The organism is Desulfobacter vibrioformis DSM 8776, from assembly GCF_000745975.1.
In the GTDB taxonomy this organism is placed as follows: domain Bacteria; phylum Desulfobacterota; class Desulfobacteria; order Desulfobacterales; family Desulfobacteraceae; genus Desulfobacter; species Desulfobacter vibrioformis.
On sequence record NZ_JQKJ01000014.1, the window covers coordinates 13,652 to 33,170 of the forward strand.

17 protein-coding genes are annotated in these 19,519 nt (G+C 49.0%); all 17 read right to left on the reverse strand.

Annotation, left to right across the window (positions count from 1 at the left end; all coding sequences use genetic code 11):
* Window positions 1-14: 14 nt before the first annotated feature.
* A complete protein-coding gene (locus Q366_RS10190) occupies window positions 15-1,799 on the reverse strand; it encodes a membrane-attack complex/perforin family protein (RefSeq protein ID WP_035238661.1) in 1,785 nt (594 codons plus the stop codon).
* A gap of 77 nt (window positions 1,800-1,876) precedes the next feature.
* Complete coding sequence (locus Q366_RS10195) at window positions 1,877-2,623, reverse strand: FliA/WhiG family RNA polymerase sigma factor (protein WP_035238767.1); 747 nt, start codon at window positions 2,621-2,623, stop codon at window positions 1,877-1,879.
* A 41-nt stretch (window positions 2,624-2,664) separates the two neighbouring features.
* Window positions 2,665-3,558, reverse strand: a complete 894-nt coding sequence (locus Q366_RS10200; RefSeq protein ID WP_035238662.1) for a MinD/ParA family protein — start codon at window positions 3,556-3,558, stop codon at window positions 2,665-2,667.
* Window positions 3,559-4,662 carry a flagellar biosynthesis protein FlhF gene (locus tag Q366_RS10205; RefSeq protein ID WP_035238663.1) on the reverse strand — a complete coding sequence of 368 codons (1,104 nt, stop codon included), beginning with the start codon at window positions 4,660-4,662 and terminating at the stop codon, window positions 3,559-3,561.
* Window positions 4,655-6,763 carry a flagellar biosynthesis protein FlhA gene (flhA, locus tag Q366_RS10210; protein WP_035238664.1) on the reverse strand — a complete coding sequence of 703 codons (2,109 nt, stop codon included), beginning with the start codon at window positions 6,761-6,763 and terminating at the stop codon, window positions 4,655-4,657. Before flhA ends, Q366_RS10205 begins: the two co-directional genes overlap by 8 nt.
* Window positions 6,764-6,922: 159 nt before the next feature.
* On the reverse strand, window positions 6,923-7,999 hold the full coding sequence (gene flhB, locus Q366_RS10215; RefSeq protein ID WP_035238665.1) for a flagellar biosynthesis protein FlhB: 1,077 nt from the start codon (window positions 7,997-7,999) through the stop codon (window positions 6,923-6,925).
* A gap of 3 nt (window positions 8,000-8,002) precedes the next feature.
* The gene (gene fliR, locus Q366_RS10220) at window positions 8,003-8,791 is read right to left on the reverse strand and encodes a flagellar biosynthetic protein FliR (protein WP_035238666.1); all 789 of its coding nucleotides are present in this window, start codon (window positions 8,789-8,791) and stop codon (window positions 8,003-8,005) included.
* A 19-nt stretch (window positions 8,792-8,810) separates the two neighbouring features.
* Window positions 8,811-9,080, reverse strand: coding sequence for a flagellar biosynthesis protein FliQ (fliQ, locus tag Q366_RS10225; RefSeq protein WP_035238667.1), 270 nt, complete (start codon window positions 9,078-9,080; stop codon window positions 8,811-8,813).
* Between the two features lies 1 nt (window position 9,081).
* Window positions 9,082-9,858: a flagellar type III secretion system pore protein FliP gene (gene fliP / locus Q366_RS10230; RefSeq protein WP_035238668.1), complete on the reverse strand. Its 777-nt coding sequence runs from the start codon at window positions 9,856-9,858 to the stop codon at window positions 9,082-9,084.
* On the reverse strand, window positions 9,855-10,277 hold the full coding sequence (locus tag Q366_RS10235; RefSeq protein ID WP_035238669.1) for a flagellar biosynthetic protein FliO: 423 nt from the start codon (window positions 10,275-10,277) through the stop codon (window positions 9,855-9,857). Before Q366_RS10235 ends, fliP begins: the two co-directional genes overlap by 4 nt.
* Window positions 10,274-10,618: a flagellar motor switch protein FliN gene (gene fliN, locus Q366_RS10240; RefSeq protein WP_035238670.1), complete on the reverse strand. Its 345-nt coding sequence runs from the start codon at window positions 10,616-10,618 to the stop codon at window positions 10,274-10,276. The genes Q366_RS10235 and fliN overlap by 4 nt, the downstream gene beginning before the upstream one ends.
* Before the next feature lie 2 nt (window positions 10,619-10,620).
* Window positions 10,621-11,619 (reverse strand): flagellar motor switch protein FliM, encoded by a 999-nt coding sequence (gene fliM, locus Q366_RS10245; RefSeq protein WP_035238671.1) that lies wholly within the window; start codon window positions 11,617-11,619, stop codon window positions 10,621-10,623.
* 7 nt (window positions 11,620-11,626) lie between these two features.
* Window positions 11,627-12,232: a flagellar basal body-associated FliL family protein gene (locus Q366_RS10250; RefSeq protein WP_245619925.1), complete on the reverse strand. Its 606-nt coding sequence runs from the start codon at window positions 12,230-12,232 to the stop codon at window positions 11,627-11,629.
* A gap of 325 nt (window positions 12,233-12,557) precedes the next feature.
* Window positions 12,558-14,903, reverse strand: coding sequence for a flagellar hook-length control protein FliK (locus Q366_RS10255; RefSeq protein WP_245619926.1), 2,346 nt, complete (start codon window positions 14,901-14,903; stop codon window positions 12,558-12,560).
* 309 nt (window positions 14,904-15,212) lie between these two features.
* On the reverse strand, window positions 15,213-17,420 hold the full coding sequence (feoB, locus tag Q366_RS10260; protein ID WP_035238673.1) for a ferrous iron transport protein B: 2,208 nt from the start codon (window positions 17,418-17,420) through the stop codon (window positions 15,213-15,215).
* A 1-nt stretch (window position 17,421) separates the two neighbouring features.
* Complete coding sequence (locus tag Q366_RS10265; RefSeq protein ID WP_035238674.1) at window positions 17,422-17,655, reverse strand: FeoA family protein; 234 nt, start codon at window positions 17,653-17,655, stop codon at window positions 17,422-17,424.
* Window positions 17,656-17,884: 229 nt separating this feature from the next.
* Window positions 17,885-19,402 carry an AMP-binding protein gene (locus Q366_RS10270; RefSeq protein WP_035238675.1) on the reverse strand — a complete coding sequence of 506 codons (1,518 nt, stop codon included), beginning with the start codon at window positions 19,400-19,402 and terminating at the stop codon, window positions 17,885-17,887.
* Window positions 19,403-19,519: the final 117 nt, after the last annotated feature.

Sequence of the window (19,519 nt, forward strand, 5' to 3'; positions counted from 1 at the left end):
ATTCCCCATATCAGTCAAGTTGCTTTAAATGTTTTAAAACTGATCTTGTCAATATATTGGGGTGGCAACACCTTTTTCAGTGAGGCTTCCACATCCCATAGCAGATCAGCTTCAGTCACCTCGTTGTTTTTTTCAGACACCAGCCGGGTCTGAATAGCCCCATAGATAAGATCCCGGTAAAAGGCAAGATTGCTGTTTATTTCAGTATAAGCCCTTTGATCTGAATAATCAATAGAGACATCCGCAGACACATAGGTCATGGTCTGGCTTTGATCAGAGGCCAGAATGATAAAATCTGTTAACAAAATGTTTCCTGACCTGCGGCTGGGCGGCAGGTCAGGCGTATCTGCAAGCACATTAGACTGGCCAGCCCGGATAAGATCAATTTCGGTCAGAGAGGCGGTCTGTCTTTTCGGCAAAGGCACAGACTTACTTGAAAAAAACAGAAAATAACTTAAAGGAACGGATATGCCCATGAACAGCAATACGGAAGCTGCCGCAAGCATCGCCTTTGATCTAAAAAGGGCTCTTATCTTTCCGCTTTTAGACGGCCCTGCAGGGACAGATTCATTTTTGCCGAGAAATTCGGCACCGTCAATGCCTTCCAGAATCACCTGATCCGAATCGGATTTCAGGTCATCAAGCTGGTCTTCCAGGTCAGACGCGTCGTTTTCTCCGCCAATCTCGCCGAGTATGTCTTCATCTTCCTGATCTGCGGCCATGAGCAGGGTATTAATGTCGTCCTGGGATATGAGGATGTCTTCATCTTCGTTCAGAAACCCATCATTCTCGTCGGACTGCTGGAGAAGGGCATCTATATCGTCCTGGGTGACATCATTTTCATCTTCCTCGATGGCATCATACGTGCCTCCAGTATCTGTTTCAGATGTCAGATCTATCCCGTCCAACAGGCTATCATCCCCGTCGTCTCCGGCATCTGCATCAGAAGCCCCGACATCTGCTTCAGGCACATCTGCTTCAGGCACATCCGGAGCCGGCAAACTGGCCTCAATCAACGCATCCATGGCTTCCTGGGTGATCATACAATCCGCCACGTCCGCGGCCTGGCCTTCATTTATGGGCTCATCCAAGGGATCTTCTTCCAGACCCAATGCGTCCGTGGCCGGGGCATCGTCAACAGCCTCATCTTCCTCCTTTTGCGCCATCATATCGTCCTGGTTTGATTCAGCATCCCAAACCCCAGGCTCATCTTCCGCTGCTGGAACAAGGTCGGACTCGGGCTCGGATGCATCACTCCCCTGGGTATCTGCACTCATTACCCCCTGAATATCTTCCAGTGAAATCAACTCATCATCGTCATCGTCGTCGTCATCACCACCATTTATGAACTGATCAATATCATCCTGGGAAATAAGCTCAAGATCCTCATCCAGGTCATCGTCACCGCTCATCATTCGGTCAATATCATCCTGGGACAGTTCACCGGCATCCTCTTCCCCGGCGTCTGCGTCATCTTTGTCCAGGCCGGGTCCGTTGAGCAGACTGTCTATATCATTTTGAGACAACTCACCGCCAGCATCTTCGGGCGTGTCATCATCATCCAGGGCATTCCCCCCCATCATGCGATCTATGTCGTCCTGGGACAGTTCACCGGCATCCTCTTCCCCGGCGTCTGCGTCATCTGCATCCAGGCCGGGTCCGTTGAGCAGACTGTCTATATCATTTTGGGACAACTCACCGCCATCGTCATCGTCATCTTCGGAAGAGATATCCAGCAGTTTATCGATATCATCCTGGGAAATTAGATCGTCTTCTTCTTCCAAAACCAGGTCTGACATAACTCCCCCCTAAAATCGAAAAAAATAAATTTTACTTGTTAACAGGATGATGCAAATATCAGGCCAACAGGATTGAATTACTCCCCATAACTATTGAGGCTGGCGTGCAGTTTCACCAGAACAGCCGTATGGATCTGACAGATCCTGGATTCCGTCAAAGACAATACCTCGCCAATTTCTTTCAAGGTCAGCTCGTCATAATAGTAAAGGGAGATAATAATCTGTTCTTTTTCTGTCAATTTTTTGATGGCCTTCACCAGAATGGATTTCAATTCCGCCCGGTGAAAGTCGTCTTCCGGATTTTCTTCCCCCTTGAGCCCAGCCTGAAAACGGGTCTGGGAATAGGCATCATTTTTTTGGGTCTTGATAAAATCATCCAGGCTGAGGACGGCAGCCCCATGGATGTCTGTGAGCATATTCTGGTAAGTTTCCAGATCCACGCCCAAAACCTTGCAGATTTCATCATCCTCGGCGGGTCTGCCCTTTTCATCTTCAATGGTTTTCGCAGCCCGGGCGATGTCCTGAATTTTTTTACGCATGGATCTTGAATAGGTGTCCATGCTGCGCAGCTCATCCAGAATGGCTCCCTTGATACGATACCGGGCATAGGTCTCAAGGCTGGCATGTTTGCCCGGGTCAAATTTATCCACCGCATCAATAAGTCCCAGGGAACCCGCTGACATCAGTTCGTCAAAAAGCACACTGGCGGGCAAACGCATGGCAAACCGGGAGGCAATGTACCGGACCAGATAAGCGTAATTGACAATACTCTCCTGTCGCCAGGCTTCCCATGCCGCCCGGTTTTTTCTATGGGGGTGTTTCATGGAAATGTTATTGTTTCCTTTTATAAAATGACCGTAACCGCTCATTGGGCCGCCGCAAATACCCTGTTCATAAAAAAAGTCAAATTCCCCTGGTTCTGGTTCGTCCTGCTGTCATTAATCATATTTTTTGCAAGCTCAGACATGGCATCGGCTGCGGGACTGTGACTTACAGTATCCAAAAGGATGCTGCGGTTTCGAACAGCCTTTTGCAGGGCCGGATCAAAGGGGACATATCCGCAGTATTCCAGAACCACATTTTTCAAAAATTTATCCAGGGCATTGCTCAAAGATCCGTAAACCTTTTTTGCCCCGGCCCGGGTGTCCGCCATATTCACCACTAGTTTGAAATGCTTTATCCCGTACTTCTGGGACATGACCTTCATCAGGGCATAGGCATCGGTGATAGAGGTGGGTTCCGTAGTGGCCACCACCAGGCATTGGTCCGCAGATGCATTAAAATAGAGCACATTGGATGAAATGCCAGCCCCGGTATCCAGCAAAATTATGTCTGCCATGTCGGAAAACGCCTCAAACTCAGACAGCAGCGTCAGTTTTTCACCTTCGCTGAAACGGGTCAAATCAGCAAATCCGGATCCCCCCGGCAGGATGCCGATGCCATGATTCGTTGTCACCATCACCTGGGACAATGTTTTTTCCCCGGATATCAGATGGCGGATATTGTATTTGGGTCTTAGGTTAAATACAATGTCAATGTTGGCTAATCCCACATCGGCATCTATGATCACCACCCTTTTTCCAAGCCGTGTCATGGCTACGGCCAGATTCCCGGCAATATTGGTTTTGCCCACCCCGCCCTTGCCGCTGGTCACCGCAATGACCCTGGGGTATGAACTGCCGTTGGAAGCCCCGTTCCGTTCCCGTCTTTGCATCGCACTTGTCCTGGCCATCTGCCGCAGTCCTTTTGCCTGATCCACCTAATCTCCTTTGGGATTTTTTTTCAGAATTATCTTCAAAAGCTCATGGCTGTCCGGAATAATCAAATCCTCGGGCACCTTCTGCCCGTTGGTCACCAATGACACCGGCAGGTCATGGTCTGCCACCTGGTCAAAAATTTTTCCGCATCTTTTTGTCTCATCTATTTTTGTAAACACATAGGTATCTGGATTAAATACGGAAAAAGCAGATGCCGCTTCCTTCATATTAATCAATTCAGAGGTAACACTCAAGGTTAAATGGACGCTGATCTGGAAATCATTCCTGATCAGCTCAAGGATTTCGTCAATCTTTTCCTTGTCATAATGGCTGTGTCCGGCCGTATCAATGAGTACCATATCCATGGACTTCATCCGGTCCAGGGCGCATGCCAGGTCCTGGCGTGAAAAGGCAGGCACACAGGGAAGCCCCATGATGCCGGCATAGGCTTTGAGCTGCTCAAAGGCCCCAACCCTGTAATTGTCAATGGAAATAAGCCCCACTTTCATTTTACGGGTAAAGCTCAGACAGGCGGCCAGTTTGGCAATGGTGGTGGTTTTTCCCACACCGGTCGGCCCGACAAAAGCCGCCACCTGGGGCAACCCCGAAGAGTTGTGCCGGGTGAAAAAATCCTTGGTGCGCAATTGGTCAAGGCAAAGGCCCATGACACTCTTTTTCAACTGCTTCATTTGTGTTGCCGTATCAAGGCTTTGATCCTGATCTGCGGCAGCTTTTTGAACAAGCTTTGCTGCCAGTCGCTCACTGACACCGCAGCGAAGCAGGGAAGCAAGCACGCCCACGGATTCAAAATGGTTGCATAAAATAGACTGCACCCCGGAGCCAAAACCGGCCACAGAAAGGATGTCCTTTATCTCCGCAAGATCTGACTTAAGGGATACCACATCCTGCAAAACTGCGGATTCAGGTTTGCCATCACCGGCCGAAGGGATTACGGCCTCAACCTCGAACATGGTCTTTGCGTAAGGATCTTTTGGTGATTTCGGCACCTTTCGGGTGGAAAGAATCATGGCATCGGGCCCCAGCTCCTCCTTGATACTGGCAAGGGCATTCTGGATATTCGGTGCCCTGAAAATTTTCTTATTCATTCTTCAAGCTCACTTTCCCGACAGCCTGTAGATTTATATCATCCACGATCTCTGCGTGGGATACCACAAATACATTGGGAAGAGACGGCTCAATCAGACGGCGGACATGACGGCGCAATGCGGGCGAGGTCATGAGCACGGGCTGGGTATTCAGCGTGATGAGCTTTTCCACCTGTTTTGATACGGCACCGACAAATTCCGTGATCAGGACAGGCTCTAAAGCCAGGTAAATCCCGTGGTCGGTCCGCTTGATATTTTTTGTTAAAATTTCTTCAAGCCTGCGGTCCAATGTCATGACCTGCAGCTTTTTACCGGGTTGCAGGTAGGGACCTAACATGCCTTTGGCAATCCGCTGGCGTACATATTCGGTTAACAGGTCCGGATCCTTGCCCGCCGGGGCGAAATCTGCCAGGGTTTCCACAATGGTCAACAGATCCCGGATTGAGATACGTTCCCTCAAAAGATTCTGGAGGACCTTCTGGACAGCACCAACACTTAAAAGATTGGGCACCAGTTCCTCCACCACCTTGGGACTGGTCTTGGCCAGGTTATCCAGAAGATGCTGGACATCCTGTCGGCTAAGCAGGCTGTGGGCATTGTTCCGGATGATCTCCGTCAAATGGGTGGCAATAACCGTGGAGCTGTCCACCACCGTGTATCCGGCAAACTTGGCTTCCTCTTCCCTGGACATGGGTATCCACAGGGCCGGCAGATTAAAGGCCGGTTCAACCGTATCAATTCCGTCAATTTTTTTAGCCACTCCCCCCGGATCCATGGCCAGGTAGTGATTGACCATAAGCTCTGAACCGGCAGTCTCAACGCCCTTGATCATAAGGCGGTACTGGGCCGGGCTTAAATTCAAGTTATCCCGGATATGGATGGGCGGTACAATAATGCCCATCTCCGTGGCAAACTGCCGGCGAATGGCCTTAATCCGCCCCAGAAGCGTGCCGTCCTGCTGCTTGTCCACCAGGGGAATCAGGCCATATCCCACTTCCAGTTCCATGGTATCCAGACGCAGCAGATGATCCACATCCTCGGGCTTGCCAGGCGTCTCTTCCTGGGCCTTGGTCTGAGCTTTTTCAATGGCCTGCTGTTCTTCTCCAGCTTTTTTGTCCTTTTGTCCTAAAAAATACCAGGCAATGGTTCCCAGGGTAATCCCTAAGGTCATAAAGGGGATAGTGGGAAGGCCCGGGATCATGCCCATGAGAAAAACAATCACAGCCCCCACCATTACCGGCGTGGAGCTGGAAAATAAATGTTCGGCAAAGGCATGCCCCATTTTGCTTTCTGCACCGGAACGGGATACCAGAAGACCCGCGGCCGAAGATATCAAAAGCGCCGGAATCTGGGATACAAGCCCGTCACCCACCGTCAGCAGGGTGTAATTGCCCAAGGCCTCGCGAAGCTCCATACCCTGCTGTATCACGCCGATGATAAAGCCTGCGCCGATATTGATCAAAGTAATCACAATGCCTGCAATGGCGTCACCACGAACAAATTTGGAGGCACCATCCATGGCACCGTGAAATTCCGATTCCCTGGCAATGGCGGCCCTTCGCTCGCCAGCCACCACCTCGTCGATCATGCCGGCATTGAGATCCGCATCAATGGCCATCTGTTTGCCGGGCATGGCATCCAGGGTGAAACGGGCTGCCACCTCTGCAATACGACCGGCACCTTTGGTAATTACCATGAAATTGATGAGCACCAGAATAATGAAAATAATCAGACCCACCACATAGTTGCCGCCCACCACAAAGGCACCGAATGACATGATGATCGACCCGGCAGCTTCCGGCCCCTCGCTGCCGTGCAAAAGAATCAGCCGTGTGGATGCCACATTCAACGAGAGCCGGAAAAGGGTCAGCATCAGAAGAAGAGAAGGAAAGATACTAAAATCAAGTGGCCTCTGGGTATACATGGTGGTAATCAGTACCACAATCGCAAGGGAAATATTCAGGGCCAGAAAAAAATCAAGAATAATAGGGGGTAAAGGCAGAACCATTGCCATAAGAATACCGATAAAAGCCACAACCATCAGAATATCTGATGACTCCTGTTTCATTGTGGCCATGATACCGACGTTTTCCGCCGCCATTTATCCTCCTTTACTGATGGATGCTTGACACCTGGTGCCAAAAATTTGACTATCTCCTGCTTAATTCTTGTGTGAACGGAATCCTCGTGTTTGAATGAAACGTTATCCGGATGCAAATTTTTCTGCAACGTCGCCGATGGATGACTTCTGTTTCAAACACTAATTCTTCTGACCGTTCTTAAGCCCGTAAACGTAGGCGAGCAGTTCAGCCACAGCCTGGAAATATTCAAACGGAACCTGCCCGCCAATATCTACTGCTCTATACAAATTCCGGGCCAAAGGCTTATCTTCCACTATGGGGACATCATTTTCATGGGCGATTTTTCTGATATTTGCAGCCACGGCCCCGGCCCCCTTGGCCACAAGGGTTGGGGCATCCATCTTTTCTCTGTCATACTGCAATGCCACGGCAAGGTGCGTCGGGTTGGTCACAACCACATCCGCCTTTGGTACGGCAGCCATCATGCGTTTCCTGGCCGCAGCCATCTGGAGCTGGCGAATCTTGGATTTAACCGCCGGATCACCTTCTGTCTGCTTACGCTCATCCTTGACCTCTTTTTTGGTCATTTTCTGGTCTTCTAAGAATTTCCATTTCTGGAAAGCATAATCCAGGATGGCAATCAAAGCCATGACAAGACAAACTTTTATGAAAATCCAGAACGATTTAATAAAAAGGAAAAGAAGAATCTGGGCTATGGTATTATCGTACAGGGTAAGCACGTTGGAAAGTTCACCTTTTGTGGCCAAATAGCAGACCAATGAAATCACGGCAAGCTTAGCCAGGGATTTCACAAATTCGATTACAGCCCGGGAAGAAAATTTCTGTTTGAACCCGTTAATGGGATTCAATTTACTCAGTTTCGGCTCCAGGGCTTTCCAAGATATCTGGAATCCAACCTGGGCGATATTGGACACAAGCGCCATACTGCAAACCGCTGCAAATACAGGTAGACACATTAAAAACATTTTTTTGGCATGGTAAATCAGCAGCGCGGTCAGGTCTGCCCGGTTCAGTTCCGGCACCCGGTCAAACACGAAATCATAATGAAACACTTCCAGGCAGTTCTGGTAGAAAAAAAATGCCGTAGCATACAATGCTGTAACTCCGCCCAACAAGACAAGAACCGAAGAAACTTCCATGCTTTTGGGGGCCTGGCCTTCCTCCCTTGCCTTGCTGAGCTTTCGCGACGATGCGTCCTCGGACTTCTCGCCGCCACCTTCTGGATCTTCGGCCATATCTTATCCTCCGCCCATATAAAACAATAATTCCAGAAACAATTTTCTGCAGGGTTCGATGTAATCCCGGGTGATGATGGCAATGATGGGCAGGGTCATGGCAAAAAAAATCAGACCCACTGTAATCTTCACCGGAAACAACACGATCATGACATTGGTCTGGGGTGAAAATTTTGCAATCAGTCCGAAGCCGGCATTGACAAAGGTCAGGGTGGCAATGACCGGGGCACTGATTTTAATGCCATTCACAAATAACCCGGCCGCCACATCCATAATCCGGGGGGTGAGGGCGGGATGCATGACAAACCCGCCCACAGGAACCAGTTCAAAGCTGTCAATCATGGTCATAATAATAATATGGTGCCCGTTGAGTAGCAGAAAAATGACCAGGCATACCCAGTAGCCGATCTGGTCCATGATGGACACGTTCTCACCGCTTAGGGGATCCATGACATTGATCATGGAAAACCCGACCTGAAACCCGATGATCTGGCCGGCCAGCTGGACCCCTGCCAAAAAAGTCCGCAGGCAAAGCCCCAGGGTAAATCCCACCAGAATCTCTGCCCCCAGCATCAGGCCAAAGGTGGGGACATCCTTTGGAAAACGGGCCGGATCCACAGGCACTACCATATAGAACAACAGGGTTAAAACCAGGGCCAGCCCCATTTTCAGCTGGCTGGAAAATGCAGAAGATGTAAAAATAGGAAACAAAAATAAAAACACGGATACCCGTGCCAGAACCAGCATAAAGGTTCTGAACCGGATGGGATCAATGAGATCAAGCAGTTCCACAGCCGTCCCTTTTCCTGGATCACCGGATATACATAGGGATATTGATAATAATATCGGTGGTAAAAGACACGAGTTTCTCCATCATCCACGGGGCAGCAAATAAAAGCCCGACAAAAACGGCAAGGATCTTGGGCACAAAGGTCAGCGTCATCTCCTGGATCTGGGTAACAGCCTGGAACACACTGATGGTAAGGCCTGCAATCAGACCTAACCCCAGCATGGGCATGGACAAAAGGATCGTAAGGGTGATGGCATGTTTGGCAAATGCGATAACAAATTCAGGGGTCATGTTACACTCCAAAGCTGTTGATCATTGAACCTGCAATCAAATGCCAGCCGTCCACAAGAACGAAAAGCATAAGCTTGAAAGGCAGGGAAATCATAACCGGGGGCAGCATCATCATACCCATGGCCAGCAGCACCGAGGCCACGACCATATCAATGACAAGAAAGGGAACGTACAGCACAAAGCCTATGATAAATGCGGTTTTAAGTTCAGAAATCACATAGGCTGGGATCAACGCCAGAAGCGACACATCATCCCGGGTTTCAGGCTTTTTCATGCCAGCCTCTTTGACAAACAGGGCAATGTCAGCCTCCCTGGTGTTGCGCAGCAAAAACTTTCGTATGGGCTTCTGGGCCTCGTCAAAGGCTGTTTCATAGGAGATTTCACGTTCAAGATAGGGATTTAAAGCGTTATTATACACGTCTAAAGCCACCGGTTTGATAATAAAAAAAGTCATGAAAAGTGAAAGCCCTACAATCACCTGGTTGGGGGGGCTTGACTGGGTGCCGATGGCCTGGCGCAGAAAATGAAACACCATCGTTATACGGGCAAAGGGCGTCATCAGGATCAAAATGGCCGGGGCCAGGGTAATAATGGTTAACAGGGCAATAATTTCAAGAACCACCGCCACTTCTTCGGGCTCCTGGGCTGTGGTGATATTGAGTTCCAGGGAAGGAATCGGGAAGGTGACGGCCCCTGCCGTATCAGCAAACCCTGCGATCATTATGATTGCAACCACAATCCATCCGGCCCATCTGATCAACCGGGTATACCTGATCATGATTCCTTTCCTTTACCGGAATCGGAAGAATCACTTTCCAAGGGCATCTTGTGACCACTGCCGCCTTTAATCAGACTCTTTTGGAGCAGGTTTTGAAATCCTTTGGCAGTTTCCGCAGGTTCCAGTACGGTTTGCGATCCTGTTTCCGGGATCTTGTCAAAACGGGCCAAAGACGATATTCCGGCCGGCGAAACGCCGATGAAAACCGCCTCATTCTGGACAGATACCAACACCAGTTTTTCCTTGGGGGATAAATGATGGACGGATAACACCTTTATCAGTTCCACTGATCCTCTGGCACCGAACCGGCCCGAGAATTTACGAACAAGATAAAGGGCCAGCAGAAAAAAAGCCAGAACAGCAAACAGCATGCCGAAACTTTTGGCAAATTCCATCCACATATCCGAATGCGTATTCATTGATCTTCCGCGGCCAGGGATTTGACGCGGTCAATGGGCGTTATGACGTCGGTGAGACGAACCCCGAATTTCTCATTGACCACCACAACTTCTCCCCGGGCAATGAGTTTACGATTGATATATACCTCCAAGGGTTCGCCGGCAAGCTTGTTCAACTCAATAATGGAACCCTGGGCCAGCTGAAGAAGATCATTAACCAGCATCTTGGTTTTGCCCAGTTCCACGGAAAGTTCCAAAGGGATATCCAGAATAAAATCCAGTTCCCTTGCGCTATGCTCCTCACCATGTCTGGATTCTGTTTCCAGATCTTCATCATTTATGGTGCTGTTTTCATCAACCATATTTACCCCTCACAATCGGTTACAATTTTATCTTTAATCTTAAATGCCTGGAATCCCCGCTGGACGCCGATAAAACCTGTCAGCTTGACCAGGCCGCCCACAAAACAGGACAAAGGATCAGATGCATCGTTATCCAGCTGAATGACATCACCGGGCTGCATATACAAAACCCGTTCACCGGTGATCTCGGTTTTACCCAGAAGAATTCTTAAATCCACCTCGGAGTTGAGAATGACCTCTTCAATCATCCGCCGCCAGTTATAATCAATCTCTTCAATTTCCGTCTGAACACCGGATGACAATTTATTTCTCATGGGTTCGATCATGGAATAGGGATAGCAGACCACAAGATTACCTGCGGCCTGCTCCAGTTCAATTTCAAACCGGGTAACAATGACAAGGTCGGTGGGCAGTACAATGGCCGTAAACTGCGGGTTCATTTCCGAACGGATCAATGATGCCTTTACCGTCTCTATGGGTGCCCAGGACGCCTCGATATTTTTGAGTACAGCCACCACTGCCTTTTTAATCATCACCTCTTCAATGCGGGTAAATTCACGGCCCTCCACCCTTGCTTTTCCCAAGGCTTCTCCGCCAAAAAAAGTATCAATGAGATTATAGACCAACTGGCTTTCAAACACCACCAGGCCATGACCCCTTAACGGCTCCATCCTGAATACGTGAAGGCTTGTGGGCACAGGAAGACTGCGGACAAATTCGGAAAACTTCAGGGTGTCAAAGGGGTTGGCAGACACATCCACATTGGTCTGAAGAAGTGAAGACAATGTGGCCCGAACTTCCCTGGACAGACGTTCGTTAATAACATCAAAGGTGGGCATTCTTGCCCTGACCACCTTATCCTGACTGGTGAAATCATAGGCAACGATCCCGTCAAACGGCACCTCAGCAATTTCCGAAATATCGGCCTCGGTTTCGACCTCTCCGGAATCCAGTCCGTCTAATAGACTGTCGACCTCATCCTGGGATAGAATTTCACTCATGGCACCATCACTGCATTATAAAATTGGTAAAATAAATATGCCTTATGGCAACTTTTGGAAAAATCTGATTAATCCGGTTGAGAAGCGCAAACTTCAGTTTAAGCTTGCCCTGGGGGCTTCGCAGCTCCATCCACCGCATCTGCCGCATCTGGCTTTCAATTATTTTTCTTATCCTGGGCTCCATGGTATACACCTGCCTTCGAAATCCGGGTTCCATCATTTCAAGGGCGATACCAAGGGATATGTAATGCATGTTTGAATCTTGTTTTAAAAAAATCTGTTCAAAGGGCTCAAGTTGCACAACATCCTCAAATATCGCTTTGCTCTGGTCCTTCAGGGCCGCCTGAATGCTCTCCTCGGTCACAACATCTTCGGCAACCGGCTGTTCAGGAATCTTTTCTTCCTTGGCGCTGAACAGAAAAAAGAACACACCGGCACCCATCCCGCCCAGTAAAAGGAAAAGCAACAGGAGAATAATGATCAGCTTCTTCCCTGACAGCAGTCTGCCGATAAATCCCTTTTTCACAGGTTTTTTATCTGCCCCCCCGCCACCATCGCCTATGGATTCGGTCAGTTCATCGCCTTCAATTTCTTCCAGCAGGTCTTCAACCACAACACCTCCCCAAATAGTCCGGTCCTTCGTTCGCCCAGCCGGCCCTTGCAGGCTGTATTGCGAATACCCTTGATAAATCAGATTACAAGAATTGACAGCAATCCTTATGCCAGCCTGCGTTGGTTTTTACCTGGACAGTGCGGGAAATTAAAAATTTATGGGAAGGATTATAGGAACCAAGAGGGAATTTGCAAAATTATTTATTATAGAAACACCAAATAAAAAAAAAGGATATCGCCTGCACGCAATATCCCGGTTAAAAAACATCACTTCTGCCATGAACCTGTCAATGTTTTGACAGGTTCATGGCAAAGGATCCCATTATTTATGCAACAAAGTGCAGCGACCCGCTGTCATTTATAGAAGTAAACTGACCCGTTAAGTTATCAGTTGCGGCGTCCTGGGTATCGTCACCGGCCCCTCTCTTTGCCTTCTGTTTTCTGGCTGACTGATCCTGGGTCCGGGCATCGGCCATGGACTGCTGGAAATCGCTGCTCATATTCACTTCAAAACTCTCAAGACTGATACCGGAGAAGGAGAGCATGGCTTTGATTTCATTGATATTGGCTGTCAGAATGTCTTTTGCTGATTGATGTTCAGTGATCACACTGAGCTTCATGGAACTGCCATCATGGTCAATGCTCATGTACACCCGGCCTAGCTCAGGAGGTTTCAGTTGCATCCGGATGGTGTCGTCACCGGCGTTGATTGACCGGACAATACTTTTTCCCACCTGCCGGGTAACAAAATCAGGCAGGGTGGACAAGGCCTGCTGGGTTCGTTGTGTGCCCGAAGTTCCCGCATTAGCCGTTGTGGCTGATTTTTCCATGCCCAAAACAAGGGTCTGGGTTTCTGAACCTTTGGACGCAGTGTCCCCGGACTGGGGATTGGTGGAAGCAATCTTTTCCAAAGCAGGGGCTTCGGTCTGGGGCGCCTTGATAGAACTCTGTGATGCCGAGTCCTTGGTTGTTCCTGCTGTGTCTGAAAAACTCTTGGCTATTTTAAATGCATGATCAGAATCGGCTTCCCCTGTTTGATTTGTACGCACGTCACCCCGTCTGACCTGATTCATGAACTGAACCTGGAACCGGTCCTCAATTTCCTTAACCATGGCGTTCGAACTTGCGCCAGGCGTTATGGCAGAATCGACAGTTTTCTCACTGTCTTCCTGGATGTTCAGTCCGGACAAAAGCTGGTTAAGCAATCCATGCCGGCCGGATTGGGTTGCAAGTGCATCAACGGAATCCGTTGTAAACGTTTGTGATAAAGATTGTTCAGTCTGATCTGCTGGATTATCTTCTGCCAGGTCAAGCTTCTGGTCAAGCGTCTGGTTAAGCTTTTGGGAAAAGGCATCAATTAATGTGGCCAGGGTCAAAGGCTCGTCAGATTTTTCAATAAAAGAATCCAGATCAAGCTGTTTCAAAAAGATGCCATAAGCGTCGCCCCCGCCATCTGTCTGATAGCTCTGGCCGGAGCCACCGGTTGTATCCAAAAGCTGCTTAAGCTGTTCGATAAACGCATCAAAATCAAATCCCCGGGTTCCTTCGGAGGCTTCAGCCATAATTGAGGTAATTTCTTCCTCATCCACGCCCATCATTGACAAAAGGGATTTAATATAGGGCAGATCCGAGGTGGGCATGAGTGCGTCTGCCTGGGTGATATCCTCATCTTCGGCAAGGGGCAGTTCAAACAAATCATCCATGAAATCGGACACGGATATCAGGCCGTTTCCCTCTTCAAGGGTAAGGTTCAGGTCCGACATCAGTTCTTCAACAGATGCCTGGTCAAAACCAGCCTGAACGAGAAGATCGCCAAGTGCGTCAAGACCGCTCCCATCCAGGGACAGGTTATCCAGATCACGATTGGAAAGGGATAAAAGAAGATTTTTCAATTCCGTGAGAAATTCAGCTCCCCCTCCATTTTCCAGTGCATCTTCAATGTCTGAAACTTTTTGTTTCGCCGTTCGTACAACGAAACGAGATTTATCCACCGTGGACATTTCTCTGCTCTGTTCTCCAGTGGATAAATTGGGCTTTAGTCCACTGGCAATCGATGAGTCCTTCGTTTGGGCATTGACCTCCTTTGAAAGGCTGGCACCCGCATCTTCCACAACGGTGTTCACGATGTCTGAAACTTTTTGTTTCGTCGTTCGTACAACCAAATCAGATTTATCCACCGTGGACATTTCTCTGCTCTGTTTTCCAGTGGATAAATTGGGCTTTAGTCCACTGGCAATTGATGACGCCTCATTTTGGGCACTGATCTCCTCTGAAAGGCTGGCACCCGCATCTTCCACAACGGTGTTCACGATGTCTGAAACTTTTTGTTTCGTCGTTCGTACAACCAAATCAGATTTATCCACCGTGGACATTTCTCTGCTCTGTTTTCCAGTGGACAGATTAGGCTTTTGTACACTGGCAATCGATGACGCCTTCGTTTGGGCACTGACATCCTCTGAAAGGCTGGTACCCGTATCTTCCACAACGGGACTCACGACGCTTGTGCTTTTCATACCCGAGCTTTGCTGCATGGCTTTGTCCAGCTGCCCCTGAAATGCAGATACCGCAGAACCACTGTCTGTAGAAACAGCGCTGGTACGGGTTGCCCCCATGAAGGCACCTGAAGTACTTCCTGCCAGTGATACATTGATGTCTGAAACAGTTGATGCCATGAGTCACCTTTAATTTGTTTGTCTTTTTCATGAATTTTACTGTTGAAAAAGCAACCATCATGCCAGCCAATCGACAAAAACAACAATTTTATATAATTTCAATATATTGTAATAAACACATTTATATATAAAATAAAAATTTCACAGGTGCCAAGGCAGGAATTTCCCACAAAAAAGTCACAAGGGAAATAATTACCTATTTTTTTCTGAATTTCAGCCTTCACACTGATCGTGACTTCAAGATTTTCAGTATGGCCAGCATGGAGAGACATACAATCATTGTCATTATTCGGCACAAACTCAATGAAATTATTGTACGATCATGGACCCGACCTGGTATGTCAGCACGGACAGCAAAAACGCCAGGGTTGTATTAAACCCCACTGAAAATGCAGCCCATTTCCATGACCCGGTCTCCCTTGCAATACAGACAACCGTGACAAAACAGGGTGCGTAAAAAATGGTAAAGATCATCAGGGAAAAGGCGGTGACAGGCCCCCATCCAGGGGATTTGGCAAGTTTTTCTCCCAGTGAGTCCGTGTTTTCAGGATCCATATCCCCAAGGGAGTAGGCGGTTCCCAGTGTGGAGACCACCACTTCCTTGGCCGCAAAACCGCCCACCAGGGCAATATTGGTGCGCCAGTCAAATCCTGCCAGAAAAGATATTTTTTCAAGGGCCTTTCCCATTCTGCCTGCAATTGAATTTTCAAGTCCGGCCATGGACTCTTCGCCGTTAATACCGGCCAGGGCTTTCTTTACTTCCCGGGCTTTCGGGGAGAGCTCTGTGTCTTTATCTGCCGTTTCAATTTCCTTTAAAATGTCGGCCTGGACTGAACCGGTAATGGCTGTGCGCCGGGATTCAAATTGGGCCGCGGTTTTGTCATCCAACCCGGGGAAGGTCATCATGGCCCAGATGAGAATGGATATACCAAGGATTACGGTACCGGCCTTTTTCATATACTGCCAGGTTCTTTCCCAGGTGTGTATCCAAAGGCCCTTAAGGGTGGGAAACCGGTATGGAGGCAGTTCCATAACAAAGGGGGTGGCCTCACCCCGTATCACTGTACTTCTCAAAAGCTTTGCCACCAGAAGCGCACCTGTCCAGGAAATCAGAGTAAGAATAACCATGATAGAGGCCTGTTTCCGGGGGAAAAAGGCAGCCACCAGCAGGGCATATACCGGCAGTTTTGCCCCACAGTTCATAAACGGCACGGTCAGAAGGGTGGCCAGACGCTCCTTGGGAGACTTAAGCGTCCGGGCTGCCATAACCCCGGGCACGGCACACCCGCCGGCAATGCCGCCGGAAACAATGAATGCCATGACAGAACTGCCGTGAAGTCCGAACATCCGGAATACCCGGTCCAGCATAAAGGCCATTCTGGCCAGATATCCTGAATCTTCAATAAAAGAAATGCCCAGGAACATGAACATGATTAAAGGCACAAACCCCATGACACCGCCCACACCGTCAATGATCCCGGAGACAATCATTGATTTGAGAAGCCCGTCAGGCAAAACCGCATCCGTCACACCGCTGATCCAGCCGAAAATGCCTTCGATCCATTCAACGGGCAGGGCACTGTAGGCAAAGGTAAACTGGTACAGGGCTGCCAGCACCCCCACCATGATCAAGGGCCCCAGAAACCGGTTGGTCAGCACTTTATCGATTTGGTCCGAGCGCTGGAGCCGGTTGCGGTCGTAAGCGAACCGGATCACATTCTGTTTGAGTACGGAGTTGATGAATCCGTACCGCTGGTCGGCAATCATGCCTTCGGGATGCGTATCAAGGGTGGCTGACATATGGCGGCTGACTTTTTCCTCAATGCCTGAAAGTTTGCCGGCTGTTTCTTTATCGCGGGTCGAGCCAAGTTCAAGAATCTGATTATCGTTTTCAAGATATTTAAGACCCACCCAGCGGGCCGGATAGGTATCTGTTAAAAACTGGTTCTCCTGGATGATCTCTTCCATTTCATCCAGGGCCTTGTCAATGTCCTGGCCATAAGAGATCAATAAGGGCGAGGCAGGTTTGCCAATCCCCTTTGCCACCTGGGCCAGCAGCTCTTTTTTGCCCTTGCCGGTCCTTGCCACCATGGGTACCACAGGAATGTTTAAAAGCTCGGACAGCTTGTCTGTATTGATCTCTATGCCTCTTTTCTGGGCCACATCCATCATGTTCAGGGCCAGGCAGACCGGAATGCCCATTTCCATGAACTGCACGGACAGGTAAAGGTTACGTTCCAGGTTTGAGGCATCCACGATGTTAACGACCATGGCAGGCTTTTCATTCACCAGGTAGTCCCTTGCCACCACCTCTTCCAGGGAGTAGGCAGTCAGGGAATAGGTGCCGGGAAGATCTATAATTTCAAAGGTGCCGGCTTCGGAAATACAGGTGCCCTGTTTTTTTTCCACTGTGACCCCGGGGTAATTGCCCACATGCTGGCGGGCACCTGTCAGTTCGTTGAAAAGGGTGGTTTTTCCTGCGTTTGGGTTCCCTGCAAGGGCAATCGCTGTGTTCATTTTATTCCACCTCCACCTGGATATAATCGGCTTCGTTATTTCTTAGGGTCAAGGTGAAGTCCATGATCCGCAATGCCACCGGGTCATACAGCGGTGCCCTGCCCTGTATGGTAACCGCCTTGCCGGGTACAATTCCCATGTCCCGTATACGCCGGCCCATTTCGCCCTGTGCTTTGACCGACGTAATGATCCCGGTCTGGTTCCTTTTCATTTGCCTTAGATTGATCACGGCCATTAAAAAACTCCTTTTATAATTCACAATATGCCTTGTAATGCTTTTTAGTGTAACTGCGAATAAGTTTTATACAGATAACTTTTATGTTCGTCAATAAAGATGTAGCCATTATTGAACAATAGGGAAGAAAGAATAAAAAAAACATATGGAACGCGGAAACAACCTAAAAAAAGCTGCATGGCACAGTCTTTGTCAACAAGGACTGTGCAGGGTTTGCAGTGTATGATGCTTATTGCCCGGGGGTATATTTTTCTTTAATTGCAAAACGGTCGATGCCTCCTGCCGGCGTCAGGGGCAACTGATCAACAAACACAATGAATTTTGGTTTTTTGAAACCGGCAATCAGGGTGCCGGTATAGGCAATTAACTCTTTTTCTCCAACGGTGCAGCCACGGTTCAGGGTACACACGGCCTTGACGGCCTCTCCGAATTCCGCATCCGGTACGCCGAATACACATGCCTTGTCCACGGCCCCATGGCTGACAAGGGCATTTTCCACCTCTGCGGGAAATACGTTTTCCCCGCCAGGTTTAATCAATTCCTTTTCCGGCTTGCGGCCTTTGAAATAAAGGTATCCGTTTTCATCCAGCTGTCCCATGTCACCGGTATGGTGCCAGCCGTTTCTGAATGTAAAAGCATTAAGATCGTCGGCATTCCAGTATCCCTTAAATACCAGGGGGCCTTTGACAAGGATTTCTCCGGTGGTGCCTGCTGGCAGGGCATTATCCAGATCATCTGCAACGACCATCCTGGCCAGGGGCGATACCCTGCCCGCTGATCCGGGCTGTTCAAAAATGGGGGAAAACGTGATAAGGCCCGAGGTTTCAGTCTGTCCGTACATGATCCAGAATTTTGATCCTGTAACGGCTTCCCACTGTTCGGCGGTTTCCGGATTTTCAAGGCCTGCGGCAATTTCAAGACTGGACAGATCAGGCGGCGTATCCTGGGATTGGATGCACGAAAGAATGCGGCCCAGAATCGGCGGGAAGGATCCGAAAATCGACACATTCTGTTCCCGGATCAGATCTATAGCGGATTGGGGGGAAAAGTGATCCATAATCACATTTTTTCCGCCGGCCATAAGCGTTCCAAGCCCGATATTCACCCCCATGATGTGAAACAGGGGTAAAATATTTAAATAGGCTTTTGTTTTGTCCAGACCATAGGCATGCATGAGTTGGAGATTGGCCAGGATAAGGCCAGCCTGGCTGAGCACCGCCCCCCTTGGTTTACCCTGGACTGCTGCGGTGTGGATGATGATGTAGGCACGGTCCGGGTCTGAATCGGCGGCCAGTTCAACAGCACCCTGGGAATCTTGCGCATAAAGAGAAGAAAAGTTCTCCGCCAGATTGAAGCGGTGAACAATGCCGGGTCTGTCCTGGATCAGGGGCAGGATTTTGCCTGTCATTTCGTTATCATAAATGACCATCTGTGGTGTGGTGTCATCAAGGGCATGGGCCAGTTCATCTTCGCCCAGACGCCGGTTAATGAGCACGAGGCATAAGTTTAACGCAGAGCCGGCGGCAAACAGGTGAAAAAATGCCGGGTGGTTTTTGGCGACCACGGCCACACGGGTACCGGCAGCCAGATTGAGTTTTGCTATACCGCAGGTCAAACGGCAGGCATCGTCAAACAGTTCTGAATGGCTGCGGGTTTCACCGTTAAAATACAGAGCGCGTTCCTGGCCGTTCATCAGGGCGTTTCTGTGGAAAAAATCAAATATTGTCAGTTGGTGGGGCGTATTCATGGTGCTTATCCTTAATTTTTACAAAATGACGCAAGCAAAAAAAACCGGTTACAGCTTCCCGGGTCAGCCGGGATCTGAAATTTTCTTCCCTTTAACTGTCATAAATTTAAATGTATT